This is a genomic window from Colwellia polaris (assembly GCF_002104515.1).
Classification (GTDB): domain Bacteria; phylum Pseudomonadota; class Gammaproteobacteria; order Enterobacterales; family Alteromonadaceae; genus Cognaticolwellia; species Cognaticolwellia polaris.
The window spans coordinates 53,378-71,161 of record NZ_NBOE01000010.1 but is presented as its reverse complement, the minus strand read 5'-3'; the positions used below and the strand labels follow the sequence as shown (position 1 = coordinate 71,161).

Below are 17,784 nucleotides of genomic sequence, written 5' to 3'. Positions count from 1 at the left end.
GTGTATGTTGTCTGAATATATACACATAAATAAATAAATAAATAGAACTCGGCAGTTTCAAGCCGTTTTTTTTAAGCACTTAGATGACGTTTCGTCACTTAAGATTGTATGAATTTACTGGTCGTTGGGGCCATTTTTTAACACTATAAAGTGACGTTTCGTCATTATGGAGAAGTTATGAAAGATAAACTGTTTGATTTTATCGGGAAATATCCCTTTGGAGTCATACTACTTACACTATTGATTACACTAGCAGCAGGAGCTGGCGTTAAAAATATAGTTTTTAAAGCTGATTATAGAGTGTTCTTCGGCGAAGATAATCCACAACTAGTGGCCTACGATAAAATGCAAAATGTTTACAATAAAAGTGACAATGTTTCTTTTATTGTTGTACCTAAAGACGGGAATGTATTTAGTAAAAAACACTTAGCAGCAATAAAAACGTTAACTAAGCAAAGTTGGCAAATACCTTACTCTACCCGTGTCGATTCAGTGACTAATTTTCAGTACACCCATGCTGAAGATGACGACATGATTGTTGAAGATTTAGTTATGGACACCGCTAACTTAACGGCAGCAGCTTTAGAAAAAATTAAAACAATCGCGATTAATGAACCTTTATTAGTTAATAAAGTTATATCGCCACAAGGGCATGTATCTGTTGTAAATGTTACCGTTCAATTTCCAGGTATTGATTTAAATACTGAGCAACCTGAAGTTGGGGCATTTGTTAAACCATTAGTTACCGACTTTTTAGCGAAGCACCCTGATATAGAAATACACCTTTCTGGAATGGTCGTCATGAATAACACTTCTGCAGAAGTGGCAATGAGTGACGGCTCTACTCTTGTACCACTAATGTTTTTGGCGGTTATTGTTTTTATCGGTTTAATGTTACGCACAATTTCTGGAACGTTTGCGACAGTTCTTATTATTATGCTAAGTATTGCCGCAACGATGGGAGTTGCAGGCTGGATGGGCGTTTACTTAACCGGTCCATCATCTTCTGCACCAACGATGATTTTAACCCTGGCTGTTGCCGACTGTATTCATATTCTGTCATCAATGTTTTATGAAATGCGCCGAGGCGCTGATAAAAAAACCGCAATAAAGCGCAGTTTGCAACTTAATTTTCAACCCATTTTCTTAACCAGTATCACAACCGCCATTGGTTTTTTAACAATGAACTTTTCTGATTCGCCGCCATTTCACGACTTAGGGAATATGGTTGCACTTGGCGTTATGCTAGCGTTTATTCTATCTATTACTGTTTTTCCTGCCTTACTAACGGTATTACCTATCAAAGTTAAGTCGACCAAAGAAGGTAAAAACACAATGATGATGTCGTTAGCTAACTTTGTTATTGCTAAAAGACGTATATTATTGCCATTAACGAGTATATTGATTATCGGGTCAACCGTATTTATTACACAGAATGAGTTAAATGATGACTTTGTAAAATACTTTGATGAGTCTGTACCCTTTCGTGCAGACACTGATTTTATGCAAGAAAACCTTTCAGGCATGACATTACTAGAAATGTCGATTGAAACAGGTGTTTCTAGCGGAATTAATAATCCAGAGTATCTGAAAAAGCTATCTAATTTCACCGATTGGTTACGATCTCAGCCAGAAACAGACCATGTGAATACGATTACAGATACGCTTAAACGTTTAAATAAAAATATGCATGGTGATGATCCAACTTGGTATAAATTACCTACCGATCAGGAAATGGCAGCACAATACTTATTACTTTATGAAATGTCATTGCCGTACGGTTTAGATTTAAATAATCAATTAAATGTAGATAAATCATCCACTAAAATTGTAGGTACCTTTAAAAACCTGACAAGCAATGAGTTAATTGAATTAGAAACTCGTATTAATGCCTGGTTTGCTAACAATGCTTCGCAATACAACATCATAATTGCAAGCCCAAGTTTAATGTTTGCCCATATTGGTCAACGCAGTATTCACAGTATGTTACTGGGCACAACACTCGCTTTCTTACTTATTTCGGCTATTTTGGGCTTTGCACTTAAAAGCTGGCGTTATGGTTTAATCAGCTTACTACCTAATCTTATCCCTGCTGGTGTGGCATTTGGTACTTGGGGGCTACTTGTTGGACAAGTTGGTTTGAGTATCTCGGTTGTTGTGGGCATGACACTTGGCATTGTAGTCGATGATACGGTTCACTTTTTAAGTAAATACTTACATGCACGTCGAGAAAAAAAAGCCGATCCTAAAGCGGCTGTACGCTACGCATTTGAACATGTTGGAACAGCGTTGTGGACAACTACTTTAGTTTTAGTGGTTGGCTTTAGTGTGCTGGCACAATCAACTTTTAGTCCGAATGCCGATATGGGGCTGCTCACTGCAATTACTATTTTCATTGCGCTTGTGGTTGATTTCTTATTTTTACCCCCGCTTCTTATGTTACTTGAACGCAAAAGCCAAGTTAAAGAAGTGCAATTACCCTTTCAAGAATCTAATACTTAATGGTATTTGATTTAAAAAAATTTACTGGAGAAATTAATATGTTACAAAAATTATTTACGACGAAAGCGGTTGCAATTACCACTTTATTACTTTGCACATTTAATATTAACGCAGCACCACTTTCAAAAGAAGAAGCACAACGTTTGGGGCTTGAGATTTCACAAGAAGCTAAGCTACGTGATACCGGTTGGACAGATAGTACATCAGATATGTTAATGATACTGCGTAATAAACAGGGTCAAGAAAGTATCCGTGAAATTAAAAATAAAACCCTTGAGTTGTTAGATGATGGTGATAAAAGTTTAACCGTTTTTAATAAACCTAGGGATGTAAAAGGAACGTCATTTTTGAGTTTTTCTCATGTTGTTGGAAATGATGACCAATGGTTGTACTTACCTTCGTTAAAGCGCGTTAAGCGTATTTCATCTCGCAATAAGTCAGGTCCTTTTATGGGCTCTGAGTTTTCATTTGAAGATTTAAGTTCATTTGAAGTTGATAAATACCGTTATAACTACTTAGGCGATGAAAAAATTAATGGTCTTGATAGTTTTATGGTTGAGCAATTTCCAGTCGATGAAAATTCAGGTTATACACGTCGTATTGTATGGATTGATAAAGCCGAGTATCGCGTACAAAAGGTTGATTTTTATGATCGAAAAAACGCCTTATTAAAAACACTATCATACACAGACTTCAAGCAGTACTTAGATAAGTATTGGCGCCCGGCGAGTGGTTTAATGACTAATCATCAAAGCGGTAAAAGTACTGAACTTAAGTGGAGTAATTACGCTTTCAAAACAGGTTTAGTTGACGGTGACTTTAATACAAACACATTAAAACGAGCAAGGTAGAGATAAGCGTGAGCATCAACAATAAACAGTTATTATTGTCTGGCATACTCGCGCTCAATGGCGTTTTGTTACCTCAGGTAACAAACGCCGCTGAATTTGAGCTTTCAGGGAGAATAGGCGTTGAGCAACGAGTTTTTTCTGAAAAAGGTAACAGTCCAGAGCAACTAGAACACACACAAATATCAGTATTAGTTGAGCCTGAACTTTATTGGAGCTGGAATAACGGTGATGATAGTGTGTTATTCAAGCCTTTCTATCGCCAAGATGAACGTGATGATGAACGTAGCCATGGCGATATTCGTGAATTTTCTTATATACATGCTGGTGATAACTGGGAATTAAGAGCGGGTATTCGTAAAGAGTTTTGGGGCGTAACAGAGTTTCAACATTTAGTCGATGTTATCAATCAAACAGATAATGTTGAAGATTTCGACGGCGAAGATAAACTTGGACAACTTATGGTTAATTTATCGCTTGTAAAAGAGTGGGGAATTGTCGACTTATATTTATTGCCAGGCTTTAGAGAAAGAACATTTTCGGGTAGTAATGGGCGTTTGCGTGGACCTGTTGTAAGTGACAGAAACGTCACTTATCAATCTTCTGCTGAAGATAAGCATCTTGATGCTGCTGTACGTTGGTCGCATAGCGTTGATGTTTTTGATTTTGGTGTTCATTGGTTCCATGGTACTAATCGAGACCCAATTCTTACTCCGGTTACGGTAGGTAATAAAGTAGAGCTTAAGCAATATTATAACCAAATGGATCAATTTGGTCTCGATGTTCAAGCAACAATTGATGATTGGTTATGGAAATTCGAAACTATTTTCCGCACAACCGATGATGATGATTTTTGGGCATTACAAGGTGGCTTTGAATACACTTATGTTGGCGTGTTTGATACTAATGCTGATCTAGGCCTGTTAGTTGAATATGGTTGGGACTCTCGTGGTGAAGGCAGCGTTAACGAGCCAGGTGCTAATATACAAGACGATGTGTTTTTTGGTAGTCGTATTGCATTTAATGATGTACAAAGTAGTGAGTTTTTAATGGGATTAGGTGCTGATCTACACCACAATGCATTTAGCTTTATTGTAGAGGCTAACCGCCGTTTTGGTGAAAGTGTAAAGGTGAGTTTAGACCTGCGTTTATTTCAAAGTACAAAAACAACTGACGCGTTATATTTTGTTAAAAACGATGACCACATGCAACTAGCTGTAGAGTGGTATTTTTAGACTTTCAGACGGATAAGAGCCTACGAGGATTACTTATCCGTCGAATTCGATACCTGGTGCAGCTAAAAACAACAGCTAATTATTTCGTGATCATTAACCAGCAGAAAGGGATTAATGATAATCAATAATCCCCTTTTTTATCTACACTCGCTCCGAACTTACAACTAAAGTTAATACTTACTCCATTATTACTACGCTTTCACCTCGCAATGATTAACAGTAAAGCCATTTACACATTCGAACGCGTTGATGCGATAAAGCCTTTTACATAATCAAGCTGTAAGTCGTCCTCGCGCACGCCTACATTAACACTTTTCTGCAGCCCTTTATTACCTATGCTGATGCCTTTTATGCCTAAACGGCTTTCGTGTGATGACACTAGCCACTCGGGTAACACTGCCACGCCGCGATTAGCCGACACTAGTTGCAACATCATTTCGGTGGTTTCTATCGGTACTCTGCGTTTAGGTTGCACGTTAGCGGGGTCTAAAAATCGGGTATATACATCTAATCGGTTGTAACCTACGGGCACGGTATACAGTATTTCGTTCTCGAGATCTTGTGCTGTAACAAACGCTTTATTGTAAAGCGGGTTTTGCTCGCTCACTACAATACATAAATTGTAGTTAAACACCGACCTAAAGTGTAAACCGTCTGTATTTAAGGGGTCGGGGGTTATTAGCACATCTATTTCGTTGGCTTTTAGCGCTGCAACGCCATCAAACCTAAAGGCGCTTTTTATTTCTACGTCTACCTCTGGCCATGCTTTTAAAAACTGCTGAATTTTACCCATTAGCCATTGCTCACACGGGTGGCACTCCATTCCTATGCGCATTATTCCTCGGCGGCCTTGGGCAAACTCTTGCAATACTCGCTCGGCATATTCAAATTCAACCAGCATTTTTTCAGCAAGCGAAAGTAAATAAAGCCCCGCCTGAGAATACACCAGTGTATTGCCTTTACGGTGCCACAGTTTAACGCCAAAGCGGCGCTCTAATTTAGCAATAGTATGGCTAACAGCCGACTGGCTTAGGTGTAAACTTTCGGCCGCGGCGGTCACGCTTTTAAGGCGATTAACCTCTTTAATAATGTGTAGATGATTACGCTCAAGCATTATGATTTAAATTCATTCCAAATCCAGCTTTCACCATTAGTGTTCATAATGGTGTTTTGGTAATATTATCACATTACATAGGCAAGTCTACGCGCTTCGCTATTTGTAACATGTATACATAGCTGTAAAACGCCTACCAATTTACCTATCGTCGGGAGACACAACACATGATCAACGACTCTATCTATACTTTTATATTAATAGGTATAGGGGGCACAATAGTGTTAGATATTTACGCGTGCTTACTCACTAAGTTTTTTGCTTTACCCGCCACAAATTGGCGATTAGTCGGTCGCTGGGTAGGCCATATGAAGTCGGGGCAATTTTATCAGCCTGCGCTAACTAAAGCCGAAAAAATAGCTGGTGAGCTTGGTATTGGTTGGGTTGTACATTACCTAATAGGCATAGTGTATGGCTTAATATTAATGGTGTGTGTTAACACCCAATGGCTTGATTTTCCAACCATACTACCTACATTGCTTGTTTCGTGGTTTGGCATAGTTGCCCCCTTTTTTATAATGATGCCAGGCATGGGCGCAGGTATGGCCGGTGCAAAAACACCTAACCCGACTGTAACGCGCATTAAAAGCTTTGTCGGACACACCATATTTGGCCTTGGCATGTTTTTAACCGCCCTTGTGTTAGCATAATTCAAAAAAAATTAACGTAGGAAAGCAATACCCATGAACATTTTAAACTTAACCACCTACTCTACACATATTAAAATAGTCGGTTTAATAGCTATTGTTATTTCAATAGCTGCGTGGAGCACAGACCTATCGGGCATCGTTTATGTCTGCCCCTATTGTAGAGTTCAGCGCTCAGTAATTGGCCTTTTAGGTTTATTATTAATAACGCCCGCGGTTACACATTGGGTAGGCAAATATTTTGCTTTAGTGATTGGTTTTTTTGGCGCAACAGTGGCCGCTAATCAGCACTTTATGGGCTGGAAAAAAATATCAGCAGGTACCTTTGAATTTAAAGATAACTTGCTGATTGACCCATTTATTTTATCGGCCTTTGCATTAACAGGTATTATTGGTTTGACTTACTTGGCTGTTACAGCAACTAAAACATCTGCCAAAGTTATTTAAATCACAGCACTTAATATCAAGACAAGGCGTAGTTTTCATATAAAACATACGCCTTTTTCAAACGTACAGCCACCCAGAAAATAAAGACCCAAGCAATTGATAAATAAAAGTATTACAAATAATAACATCCAACTTAATATTACTTATTACAAACTTAATTAAGCATATTAGCTCTACATCTAAGGTAAAATCAGACAGAAACTCAAACCTAAACTCAGGCATAAACTCAGGCATAAACTCGGACATAAACTCGGACATAAATTTATCTAAAACTAGCTCAACTTTGACTTACCTGAGACTAACAAAGTGATATTTTTACAATAATTAGCGTGTAATCAGCCCGTAATTTAAAAATAAATTTAGTTTGCTCGATATTGTTACTGCCCTTCGCACTCGTTTTCGCTATAATGTTGCGCGCTCAAATTTAAGCTAATTTTTCATCCACTTTAAACAGGTAATTTGCATGTCTGTACAACAGCAGGAAGTCGACCTACGACGCACCTTCGCTATTATTAGTCATCCCGATGCGGGTAAAACAACGATCACTGAAAAAGTTTTACTTTTCGGTCAAGCGTTACAAAAAGCCGGTACCGTAAAAGGTAAAAAATCTGGCCAACATGCAAAATCTGACTGGATGGAAATGGAAAAAGACCGTGGTATTTCAATTACTACCTCGGTTATGCAGTTTCCGTATAATGACTGTTTGGTAAACTTGCTTGATACTCCAGGCCATGAAGACTTCTCGGAAGATACTTACCGAACGCTAACCGCTGTTGACTCTTGTTTAATGGTTATCGATGTAGCAAAAGGTGTTGAAGCCCGAACCATTAAATTAATGGAAGTTACGCGCCTGCGTGATACCCCTATTATTACCTTCATGAACAAAATGGACCGCGACGTGCGCGACCCAATGGAAGTCATGGATGAAGTTGAAGACGTACTAAAGATTAAGTGCGCCCCTATTACTTGGCCAATTGGCATGGGTAAAGAGTTTAAAGGCGTTTATAACCTGTTAACTGATGAGATATTTTTATATCAAACAGGTCAAGGCCACACAATTCAAGAAAAGCGCGTTATTAAAGGTATTGATAACCCTGAGCTTGATAAAGTTATTGGTAACTATGCTGAAGATTTACGTGAAGAGTTAGAGCTTGTTGTTGGAGCTTCACATGAATTTAATCAAGAAGAATTCTTAAAAGGTGAACTAACGCCAGTATTTTTTGGTACCGCATTAGGTAACTTTGGTGTTGACCATATGCTTGACGGTTTAACACAATGGGCACCTAAACCATTACCTCGTGAAACCTCTACTCGCACTGTAAATGCCGAAGAAGAAAAGTTTTCTGGTTTTGTTTTTAAAATTCAAGCCAACATGGACCCGAAACATCGTGACCGTATTGCCTTTATGCGTATTTGTTCAGGCAAGTATGAAAAAGGCATGAAAATGAAACAAGTACGTATTGGCAAAGACGTAAAAATTGCTGATGCGGTAACTTTTATGGCTGGTGATCGCTCTAACGTAGAGCAAGCATACGCTGGCGATATTATTGGTTTACATAACCACGGTAGCATTCAAATTGGTGATACCTTTACCGCTGGTGAAGATATGAAATTCAGTGGTATTCCAAACTTTGCGCCTGAAATGTTCCGCCGTATTCGTTTACGCGATCCTTTAAAAGCTAAGCAATTGCAAAAAGGCTTAATTCAGTTATCTGAAGAAGGTGCAGTACAAGTATTTAGACCATTCAATTCTAACGACATGATCGTTGGTGCGGTTGGTGTATTGCAGTTTGAGGTTGTAGTACAACGCTTAAAAACCGAATACAAAGTAGACGCAATTTACGAACCTATTAGCGTAGCAACCGCACGTTGGTGTAAATGTGATGATGAACGCACATTAGAGCAATTTCAAAAGAAAGCTTATGACAACCTTGCTCTTGATGGCGGCGATAACTTAACTTACATCGCGCCAACTATGGTGAACTTAAGCCTAGCGCAGGAACGTCATCCGGATATTGTGTTTCACAAAACACGTGAGCACTAATTTGCTGCATATTAAGTTAAGCATCAGTGAATAATGTCTGATGCCAAACTTAACGATAAGTAACTGATGACAAAACAAAGTCAATCACGTAATTTACCTATAAGCCTAATGCCTATCATTAGGCTTATTCATTCAAGTTAACACCACTAACTTGAACCTAAATTGAATAAGAGTTAAATAAAATGAATATTAGTAACATCCTAAGTGAAAAAGTTAGTGCAGCAATGACAGCAGCAGGTTTACCTGAAGGCACAAACCCTGCAATAAGTTTATCTAACCGTGCAAATTTTGGTGACTACCAAGCTAACGGTGTTATGGGTGCGGCTAAAAAATTAAAAACTAATCCGCGTGAGTTAGCAACAAAGGTTGTTGAAGCGCTTGATTTAACAGGTATTGCTGAAAAAGTTGAATTAGCAGGCCCTGGCTTTATTAATATTCATTTAGCCAAAGATTGGTTAGCTGAGCAGTTAAATAATATATCAACCGATGCAAACTTAGGTGTTAGCCAAGCAGAAGTGCCACAAAATGTGGTTGTTGATTATTCAGCGCCTAACTTAGCTAAAGAAATGCACGTTGGTCATTTACGCTCAACCATTATTGGCGATGCAGTTGTTCGTGCACTTGAGTTTCGTGGTGAACATGTTATTCGTCAAAATCACATGGGTGATTGGGGCACACAGTTTGGTATGTTGCTTGCGCACTTAAGTGATAAATTAGCGTCAAATGAAGTTGCTGAAACAGCGCTAGCTGATTTAGAAAACTTTTACCGTGAAGCAAAAGTTCGTTTCGACGACGAAGAAGGTTTTGCTGACCGTGCCCGCGACTACGTAGTAAAACTGCAAAGTGGTGAAGCGCAATGTGCGGTACTTTGGCAACAATTTATCGACATCTCTATTGCTCACAGTGAAGACATTTACAAAAAACTTAATGTTACGTTAGCGCGTAAAGACATTATGGGTGAAAGTGCTTACAACGATGACTTATCAAATGTTATTGATGAATTAATGGCACAAAAAATAGCGGTAGAAGATCAAGGTGCTAAAGTTGTTTTCATCAATGAAATGGCGAATAAAGACGGCGACCCTTCGGTATTTATCGTACAAAAATCAGGTGGCGGTTATTTATATGCCACAACCGACCTTTCAGCCTGTCGTTACCGTGTTGGTGAATTAAAAGCAGACCGTATTATTATTTTTACTGATGCTCGCCAAGCTCTACACTTTAAACAAGTCGAAATTGTTGCCCGCAAAGCAGGTTTCTTACCTGAACATGTAGGTTACGACCATTGCCCATTTGGTATGATGATGGGAGACGATGGCAAGCCATTTAAAACCCGTACTGGTGGCACCATTAAACTGGCTGAATTACTTGATGAAGCTGTAGTTAGAGCCAAAGCGGTAATCGCAGAAAAAAATCCAGATTATTCAGAAGCTCATTTAACTGAAATTGCTGAAAAAGTAGGTATTGGCGCAGTTAAGTTTGCTGATTTATCGAAAAACCGCACCAGCGATTATATTTTCAACTGGAAAACCATGCTGAGCTTTGAAGGTGCTACAGCGCCTTACTTACAATATGCTTATTCTCGTATTCAAAGCATTTTCACCAAAGCAAGTTTTGCTATTGCAGATAATATCCCTGCTATTGATATTAACGAACCACAAGAAAAGGCTTTAGCACTAAAACTATTACAATTAGAGAATGTTATCGACTCGGTTATTAGCGAATGTACTCCTAACTTACTTTGTAATTACTTGTATGAACTTGCCAGTCTGTACATGAGTTTTTACGAAGCTTGCCCGATATTAAAAGATGATATTGCACTTGAGGTTAAACAATCACGATTAGCACTGAGTTACATCATTGCGAACACCCTTAAACAAGGTTTAGATATTTTAGGTATCGACGTAATGGAACGTATGTAAATTTCACGGAAATATAAGCTGTAGATGAAAATATTACTCATTGATAACAACGAGAACCAACTGCTCGAACTTAAACAAGAATTCGTTAGATCTCGAGCTAAACTTGCTCATGTAAACGGTTTAAATTCAGCGATTTCAGCCCTTTCAAAATACAATTTTAATGTCGTAATATGTGCCGCCATCGTAGAAAAAAACGATGGCGATACGATACTTGACATGATCGCGAAAAAATTCCCAACGATTGTTCGGATTTTAATTAACGATAATGAACAACAAGCCAATACCAGTGCGCATTATCGTTTCGCTCAGCCAATAGAATGTAAAACAATTATTAGCACTATTGCCAATTTAGCGAATAACAATAAAGCAATCACTAAAGATATTATTGTTAAAACCGTTGCTAATACTAAAACGTTACCTAGCCCACCTAAAGTTTACATGCAACTTAATGCGGTTTTAAAAGAGAATAATACTGACTCACAAAAAATTGCCCAAATTATTCAACAAGACCCTGCGCTAACCGCCAAAGTATTACAGTTTTCGAATAATGCCTTTCCAACTGGCGCAAAACCTATGCTGAATATTACTGAGGCGATAACAAAAATGGGCATTGATACTCTGTGCTGTATCGTGATGACCTCAGAGCTCTTCTCTTATACACCAAAAATTAAAGGTTTTTCGCTTCAAGACGAGCAAATGCATTGTTTAGCTACGGCAAAATTAGCGGCTTCGATGGTAAAACCGCAATTAAAACAAGACACCATGATTGCTGGTTTATTGCACGACATTGGCAAGGTTGTACTGTTTGAGATAAATGAAAGATTAACGGCATCATTTTTCACTCATCGTATTAACCAAGAAAACAACATCGAATTAGAAAATAAAATATTTGCTAGTGATCACTGCCATGTAGGTGGTTATTTACTGCACATGTGGGGGTTTTCATATCAAATTATTGAAGCCACTATTTTGCATCACCGACCAGAAAAGCTATTACACAAAACCTTTGGCGTGGCGCAAGCTGTTTACCTTGCCAATGTACTTGTTCATCAACAAACACCAGATGAAGCCTTTATAAACCATTATAAACTCGCTAGTGTTATTGATGCGCTTACGCTGCGGGCAAAAAAACTAATTTAACCTGAACTCTGGATAATGAGTGCTTGATACTCAAGTGACTGAAAAGCTTAGGCGGTAAAGTAAATACTATAGCAAGGTGAACTGCACAAATAGACACCATCAATGCTTCACTTAATGGCATTTTCAAGGCAAAACGTTTATGAATAGCGAGTTATTTATCGACGTTTTAACGCAGATAATGGGGTAAAAGGGAGCATTGAACAATTGCTGCTTATCCAGAGTTAAGGTTATTTAATCTAATAGTGGCATACTAAAGTAACCAAGGTAATTAACATGACAAACTCTTTACGCTTTACCGACAGTCATTGTCATCTTGACTTTGAACAATTTAATGCCAATTTTCCCAAGCTACTAAAGCAATGCCAGCAAGCCAATATTAACAACATAATAATCCCCAGTATTGGTCCTAAAAACTGGCAAAAAGTGCTTACATTAGCAAATCAACACAGCACACAACAATTAACCTTGTCCCCCTGCTTGGGCATTCATCCTTGGTTTCTTAATGATTTAACAGCAAACAGTTTGGATGATTTAGCACACTTAGTACAAGGCAATATCAACGATATTGTAGCAATTGGTGAAGCAGGCCTTGATGGCGTTATTGATAAAGAGCAAAATAATTTATCATTACAAATTCAAGTGTTTGAACAACAAATTGATATAGCAAAAAAATTCAAATTACCCATCATTGTTCATCACCGGAGAACACATCAAGATATAACCCGCATTCTTAGAGCAAAAAAACTAACTCAAGGAGGCATTGTTCATGCGTTCTCGGGCAGTTATCAGCAAGCTTGCCAGTACATTGATTTAGGCTTTAAATTAGGTATTGGCGGCACTATTACCTACCCCAGAGCAGAAAAAACCATAAAGGCAATTAAGCGATTACCGCTAACGAGTTTAGTGTTAGAAACCGACGCTCCCTCCATGCCATTATACGGTTTTCAGGGCCAAGATAACTCGCCGTTACAAGTGATTAATGTTTTTCAAGCTTTAGCGAATATTCGCACCGAAACTCCTGAAGAACTTGCCTATGCACTGCAAGAGAATATAACCGCCATTTTCCCTAAGCTTAATAAATCATAGGTTATTAATAGTAAATCCCTAAGATATTCTTTAGGGAGTACATAAGGGCTGAGGTAGGAGTCACTAGCTTAACGAATATTACTTCGTTGGAGGTCTGTAACCTTGTCGACTAAAACGATTTAAACCACGAGTTAAGAGAAACCCTATAACACCTGCCACTATCATAAGTATTCGCATAATGTCGAATTGTGAACGGCTATTTTCGGCCAGATCATCGGCTAACAATGAACGATGCAGCGATAACCTAATGTAACCGTATAACTGGTCACTTCTAAGCTCTTGAACAAATGGGAATATATCGTCAGTTTTGTTTATTTTCCTAAGGCTAATACCAAATAAATCATTAATTGATTCTGCCTGCTCTGAACTCGCCATAGCTTGACCTGTAGTATCATAAATGTGCACACTTTTAACTAAAGGTTGTTGCATTAAAGAGTCGGCATATTGTTGTAATTCATTAGGTTTTTGCGCTAAATATGGCATTGCGCTTGTTGCGGCTTGTGCTAAATAAAGCTTACCAATTTTATTGGCATGAGCTTGAATGTGCATTTGTTGTGTGTCACGACTGCTAACCCAAAAGTCCATCACCAACACAATCAACAAAATCGCTATAGCTAATTGCAATATTTTATTATAAATCGACGATAATTTAGGGTATAAAGGCTGTTCTATTTGCTTCATCAAACGAATTTTTTCCTACATTTTTATAATGACAGTATAGAACTAAATTTAAACATTTTATACTAGGATAATCGTTTAAAAGCGTGTTTTTCAAATAAGGTATTTCCGTGACAATGCAACAAAAAATTATTCCTTTGAACGATATCCAACACTTAAACTTAGCACAATGGTTACCTGCTGACTCAGTCAGTAACGAAATGGCAATTGAGTTTGATCAAGCACAGCAAGCTTTTATCTTAAATGATGCAAATGAAATAACAGCAGACAGTAACTTATCAGAATTAATTGAATTGGTTGTTTTTAATGATATAAGCCTAGTCAACTTAGTTAATTTACTTAACGAGTGTGAAATAAGCTTAAATAGTTTGCACGCAATTAATCAACGAAATAACGCCACAAGCTATCGCTTTAGTGTAAAAACCAATGACATAAAACAGGCGAGAAACCGTTTATCTGCTTTTAATATTGCAGCAAAAATTGAAGCAGCATTATTAATAAACGCACCAACACTTTCTACACCCGGTTTGTTAGTGATGGATATGGATTCAACCACCATTAAAATTGAGTGCATCGATGAAATAGCTGCGCTAGCGGGTGTTGGTGAAGAAGTTGCTGCGGTAACTGAACTCGCCATGCAAGGCGAATTAGATTTTAGCCAAAGTTTGCATCAACGGGTGGGGAAATTGCAAAACTCATCAGAAGATATTTTAGCGCAAGTTGCAGATAACATTCCGCTTATGGAAGGTTTAGAGACTTTAGTTACTGCATTAAAACAACATCAATGGCGTGTTGCTATTGCTTCAGGTGGCTTTACCTATTTTGCCGATCATTTAAAAAACATGCTATCACTTGATGCCGCTGTAGCTAACGTGTTGGAAATAAAAGACAACAAACTAACCGGTAAAGTTTTAGGCAATGTAATTGACGCACAAGCTAAAGCAGATACCTTAGTGCAACTCACTAGCGAGTTTAACATTGCGCCAACGCAAACTGTTGCCATGGGCGATGGCGCTAACGATTTAGTGATGATGGCAGCAGCACATTTAGGTGTCGCCTTTCATGCAAAACCATTAGTGCTCGCTCAAGCAGACGCTTGTATTACTAAATCAGGTTTAGACTGTTTATTACATTGGCTTAAGTAAGGCATATAAATAAGAAAACAGCAGTAGCCACTTATTGTAGCTACTCATTAAGTTTTAGGTTTTAGGTTATAAGCTAAAATGCACAGAGCCTTGCTTTAACATTTTAGCCTAACTTGTTAACCAACGCTGCAATAGCTATAGTCTTATTTCAACTCTTAACTAAACAGTTAACGGGTTAATCACCAAATTGAAACCGAAAGCCTGCGTTAACGGTAAAGCCATCATTTCTTGACCAAATATCAGTTGTCCATCTGCCGCTAGGTGCTTGTTCAGGTAACAACAAAGAATCTTCTTTAGTTTGTCGCACATTAAGCAGGTTTTCAGCATTAACAAAGAAGCTAACTTTACCCACCGTTATTTGACCTAACAAACCTAAATGCCAATAAGCTTCGCTTCGCTCACGATATGGGTTGTTTTCAAGCTGTTGTGTGCCGGTATAGTAGGCTTCAAAGCCTAGCAAATGACTGCCGTGTTCTTCCCACATAACCACTAGGCCTGCCGAGTGTTGAGGTGTTAATGCTAAAGGTACTCGATTAAAACCTTCGTTACTTTCTTTCGTCGCATCGGTATATAAATAACTGCCAGTAAACTTAATATCTCGCCAGCGATAACGCAGCAATACTTCAGCACCGCTTATTTCACTTTCACCAATAGCATTAACAATACGAACTTGTTTACCAGAAACTTGCTCCGCGGCGTCAATAACTTCTAACTCTGTAACATTATCAATTGTTGAAGAAAATAATGTCAGGCTAGTTTCTAAACCATCCATCACATAACTAATATCTAAAGAAGCTGTAGATGCTTGCTCCTCTTCAAGTTTTTCTAGTGATTCGAGGCGCGATAATCCGGTTTCATCAAGATCTTCAATAAATGGGCTAGGCGCGAAAAAGCCCTGCCCGTATGCGCCTCTAAACGTCCAGTTTTCGGGGCTATATAACACTGAAATACGCGGACTTACTTGTGTGCCATATTCACTGTGCCAGTCAGTACGAGCACTGAATGACATTGAAACAACATCACTTGCTTCATAATCGAGTTGCGAAAACAAACCTGGTACTTGATAAGAATAATCAAATTCAGCAAAGGTATCAGAAGCGAACTTTTCAGATTGTAACGCCAAGCCGACCAACCATGCTGTTTTGTCTGAATACCCCGATAAACTAGTCTCAATTAAGTAGCTTTCGTGACTATCATCTTCGAGCACAGCACCATACTGATGCTCGTGGTCTTGATTCATTGCTGAGCCACGCCAATTTAAATTTAATACCTCGCCCAGAGGTTGGTCATAAATAAAACCAATATCGGTTCTTAGCGTGTTCTGAGTCAGCGGAAATTCATTGCCATCGCTTAGCTCAACACCATCTAAAGTACCACCATCTCTTTGCTCTTTCATTACACCTAAGGTTAAGTATAAGTTTGCACCACTGTCGTTTTGCCAATAAAGCCGAGGGCGAATACTGCCTCGTTCATACCCAGCTAAATCAATCCAGCCATCGTCATCGAAATCTTGCTCTTCTTGGTGATGAATTCCGGTAGTTACTGATGCGCTTAAACTATCAGTTAATGGTGATGCAAAATACGAGGTAATATCTTGGCCATTTTTTGAAGTAGCATTGACCAATACCTCACCTTCATATTCATTCGAAGGCGTTCTCGATATTAAGTTAATTACCCCGCCAAGTGCTGAGCCGCCATAAAGAGAAGAAGCAGAGCCTTTAATTATTTCAACATTGGCAAGGTCTGTGGGTGGAATTTGTAACAAACCAATTGAAGCCGTTTGGCCACCATATAAAGGTAAACCGTCACTTAATAGTTGTGTGTAACGACCAAACAAACCTTGCAATCGAATATTAGCGCTACCTAAAGCTGGCGAAGTGTTTTGTACTCTTACACCACCTGTTTCAGCGACTAACATAGAAATATTGCCTGGGCGCATAAGGGCTTTTTCTTGTATTTCTTCACCGCTAATAATTTCAGTGCGTGTTGCCGACTCAGTAACAATACGCCCCAAACGAGAAGCACTGACTTGGATTCTTTCAATTGGCGCATCATGATGATCATGATGTTCAGCTTTATCATGCTGGTCGTGTTCTTTATTCTGAACATTGTTATGAGCACTAGTTTGCTCAGTTTTATGCTCATGCTTATGTTCATTGTTTTTTTCATCTGCGCAGGCAAAAGCAGGTATTAACAGTAATGCTGCGGGTGTAATTAATGACTTTTCAAACATGTTAACCTCAGGTAATACTTAGCAGTTAATCAGCACAATACTGTGAATTAACTTACTGTTTTTTTAAGTTGTATATAGCTGTTATATAGCTAGTAGGATAAGTATTTACGAGGTAAAAATGGGGGGGCGATAAAGTAAACTCGTCATGGTTTTTGGCTGGTTTGCCAGTGGTAACCTAACCGCTTCATTTAATGAAAAATTTTTAGCCGCATAACCTTCAGTTTCAACATACATGAATGATGAACACGCATTAGCAATGCAGTTACAATCGAGATCACAACAGTCAATTCCACAGCAATCTTCTGAGCTTTTTGAGTCTGATGCCGCTGAGCTTTTATGTTGCGCTTGTGCACTATTTGTATGAGCAGATGCAGAAGTAGTATTTTCTGATGTTTCACAAGACATAGCGCTATTAAAAGCAATTGCTTGACCAACAAAGGCAATAAGCATAAACGCTGTAAATAAAACTCGTGAAATTGCTTTGATCATAAAAAACTCTGCTTACTATCGAGGCTACATTATAAGTTTATATTTTCTATATGTGAATAAACTCTTATAAGCTTTTGAAAATAAATGCTAAAAACTAATATCAAATGTAATAAATTATTGACGATTTAAACCGCCTAAAATGATCGATTATTTATTTCAATTGGTATAAGCCCTAAAAATTAACGGTTAAAACTAGCGGCCAATTTTAATGAAAGTCATTACTGCATTATATGTACTTTAAGGTAAAAGGCCGT

Annotated in this window: 14 protein-coding genes; 10 read left to right on the top strand and 4 right to left on the bottom strand. The window is 38.3% G+C overall.

What is annotated here, in order from left to right:
- Positions 1-177 precede the first annotated feature (177 nt).
- From B6A32_RS14650 to B6A32_RS14640, 3 genes are read left to right on the top strand one after another with little or no spacing between them, the layout of a single operon-like run.
- Positions 178-2,502 carry an efflux RND transporter permease subunit gene (locus B6A32_RS14650; protein ID WP_085305397.1) on the top strand — a complete coding sequence of 775 codons (2,325 nt, stop codon included), beginning with the start codon at positions 178-180 and terminating at the stop codon, positions 2,500-2,502.
- A gap of 38 nt (positions 2,503-2,540) precedes the next feature.
- A complete protein-coding gene (locus B6A32_RS14645) occupies positions 2,541-3,353 on the top strand; it encodes an outer membrane lipoprotein-sorting protein (RefSeq protein WP_085305547.1) in 813 nt (270 codons plus the stop codon).
- Positions 3,354-3,361: 8 nt separating this feature from the next.
- Positions 3,362-4,585 carry a hypothetical protein gene (locus tag B6A32_RS14640; RefSeq protein ID WP_233131433.1) on the top strand — a complete coding sequence of 408 codons (1,224 nt, stop codon included), beginning with the start codon at positions 3,362-3,364 and terminating at the stop codon, positions 4,583-4,585.
- Positions 4,586-4,814: 229 nt separating this feature from the next.
- On the opposite strand, the gene B6A32_RS14635 is transcribed toward B6A32_RS14640, so the two are convergent.
- Complete coding sequence (locus B6A32_RS14635) at positions 4,815-5,699, bottom strand: LysR family transcriptional regulator (protein ID WP_085305395.1); 885 nt, start codon at positions 5,697-5,699, stop codon at positions 4,815-4,817.
- 167 nt (positions 5,700-5,866) lie between these two features.
- Here B6A32_RS14635 and B6A32_RS14630 point away from each other — a divergent pair, with 167 nt between their 5' ends.
- The 6 genes from B6A32_RS14630 (at position 5,867) to B6A32_RS14600 (ending at position 12,985) form a co-directional block, all read left to right on the top strand.
- On the top strand, positions 5,867-6,349 hold the full coding sequence (locus tag B6A32_RS14630; RefSeq protein ID WP_085305392.1) for a DUF2938 domain-containing protein: 483 nt from the start codon (positions 5,867-5,869) through the stop codon (positions 6,347-6,349).
- Positions 6,350-6,382: 33 nt separating this feature from the next.
- Complete coding sequence (locus B6A32_RS14625; RefSeq protein WP_085305390.1) at positions 6,383-6,793, top strand: hypothetical protein; 411 nt, start codon at positions 6,383-6,385, stop codon at positions 6,791-6,793.
- 463 nt (positions 6,794-7,256) lie between these two features.
- Positions 7,257-8,837: a peptide chain release factor 3 gene (prfC, locus tag B6A32_RS14615; RefSeq protein ID WP_085305386.1), complete on the top strand. Its 1,581-nt coding sequence runs from the start codon at positions 7,257-7,259 to the stop codon at positions 8,835-8,837.
- Positions 8,838-9,019: 182 nt separating this feature from the next.
- Positions 9,020-10,759, top strand: a complete 1,740-nt coding sequence (argS, locus tag B6A32_RS14610) for an arginine--tRNA ligase (RefSeq protein WP_085305384.1) — start codon at positions 9,020-9,022, stop codon at positions 10,757-10,759.
- Positions 10,760-10,783: 24 nt separating this feature from the next.
- Complete coding sequence (locus B6A32_RS14605; protein ID WP_085305382.1) at positions 10,784-11,899, top strand: HDOD domain-containing protein; 1,116 nt, start codon at positions 10,784-10,786, stop codon at positions 11,897-11,899.
- Positions 11,900-12,172: 273 nt separating this feature from the next.
- On the top strand, positions 12,173-12,985 hold the full coding sequence (locus B6A32_RS14600) for a TatD family hydrolase (RefSeq protein WP_085305380.1): 813 nt from the start codon (positions 12,173-12,175) through the stop codon (positions 12,983-12,985).
- 78 nt (positions 12,986-13,063) lie between these two features.
- Here B6A32_RS14600 and B6A32_RS14595 read toward each other — a convergent pair whose 3' ends face one another.
- The gene (locus tag B6A32_RS14595; protein ID WP_085305378.1) at positions 13,064-13,666 is read right to left on the bottom strand and encodes an AhpA/YtjB family protein; all 603 of its coding nucleotides are present in this window, start codon (positions 13,664-13,666) and stop codon (positions 13,064-13,066) included.
- A 113-nt stretch (positions 13,667-13,779) separates the two neighbouring features.
- On the opposite strand from B6A32_RS14595, the gene serB reads away from it, so the two are divergent.
- On the top strand, positions 13,780-14,808 hold the full coding sequence (serB, locus tag B6A32_RS14590) for a phosphoserine phosphatase SerB (protein WP_085305376.1): 1,029 nt from the start codon (positions 13,780-13,782) through the stop codon (positions 14,806-14,808).
- 175 nt (positions 14,809-14,983) lie between these two features.
- On the opposite strand, the gene B6A32_RS14585 is transcribed toward serB, so the two are convergent.
- Both B6A32_RS14585 and B6A32_RS14580 read right to left on the bottom strand, forming a co-directional pair.
- On the bottom strand, positions 14,984-17,041 hold the full coding sequence (locus B6A32_RS14585; RefSeq protein ID WP_085305374.1) for a TonB-dependent receptor plug domain-containing protein: 2,058 nt from the start codon (positions 17,039-17,041) through the stop codon (positions 14,984-14,986).
- A 105-nt stretch (positions 17,042-17,146) separates the two neighbouring features.
- Complete coding sequence (locus B6A32_RS14580) at positions 17,147-17,530, bottom strand: hypothetical protein (RefSeq protein ID WP_085305372.1); 384 nt, start codon at positions 17,528-17,530, stop codon at positions 17,147-17,149.
- Between the last annotated feature and the right edge of the window lie 254 nt (positions 17,531-17,784).

Bases quoted from the DNA above. Each gene is read 5' to 3' on its own strand.
- B6A32_RS14605 (WP_085305382.1), top strand. From the start codon at position 10,784: ATGAAAATATTACTCATTGATAACAACGAGAACCAACTGCTCGAACTT.
- B6A32_RS14625 (WP_085305390.1), top strand. From the start codon at position 6,383: ATGAACATTTTAAACTTAACCACCTACTCTACACATATTAAAATAGTC.
- argS (WP_085305384.1), top strand. From the start codon at position 9,020: ATGAATATTAGTAACATCCTAAGTGAAAAAGTTAGTGCAGCAATGACA.
- B6A32_RS14585 (WP_085305374.1), bottom strand. From the start codon at position 17,041: ATGTTTGAAAAGTCATTAATTACACCCGCAGCATTACTGTTAATACCT.
- prfC (WP_085305386.1), top strand. From the start codon at position 7,257: ATGTCTGTACAACAGCAGGAAGTCGACCTACGACGCACCTTCGCTATT.
- B6A32_RS14600 (WP_085305380.1), top strand. From the start codon at position 12,173: ATGACAAACTCTTTACGCTTTACCGACAGTCATTGTCATCTTGACTTT.
- B6A32_RS14580 (WP_085305372.1), bottom strand. From the start codon at position 17,530: ATGATCAAAGCAATTTCACGAGTTTTATTTACAGCGTTTATGCTTATT.
- B6A32_RS14595 (WP_085305378.1), bottom strand. From the start codon at position 13,666: ATGAAGCAAATAGAACAGCCTTTATACCCTAAATTATCGTCGATTTAT.
- B6A32_RS14630 (WP_085305392.1), top strand. From the start codon at position 5,867: ATGATCAACGACTCTATCTATACTTTTATATTAATAGGTATAGGGGGC.
- B6A32_RS14645 (WP_085305547.1), top strand. From the start codon at position 2,541: ATGTTACAAAAATTATTTACGACGAAAGCGGTTGCAATTACCACTTTA.
- serB (WP_085305376.1), top strand. From the start codon at position 13,780: ATGCAACAAAAAATTATTCCTTTGAACGATATCCAACACTTAAACTTA.
- B6A32_RS14635 (WP_085305395.1), bottom strand. From the start codon at position 5,699: ATGCTTGAGCGTAATCATCTACACATTATTAAAGAGGTTAATCGCCTT.
- B6A32_RS14650 (WP_085305397.1), top strand. From the start codon at position 178: ATGAAAGATAAACTGTTTGATTTTATCGGGAAATATCCCTTTGGAGTC.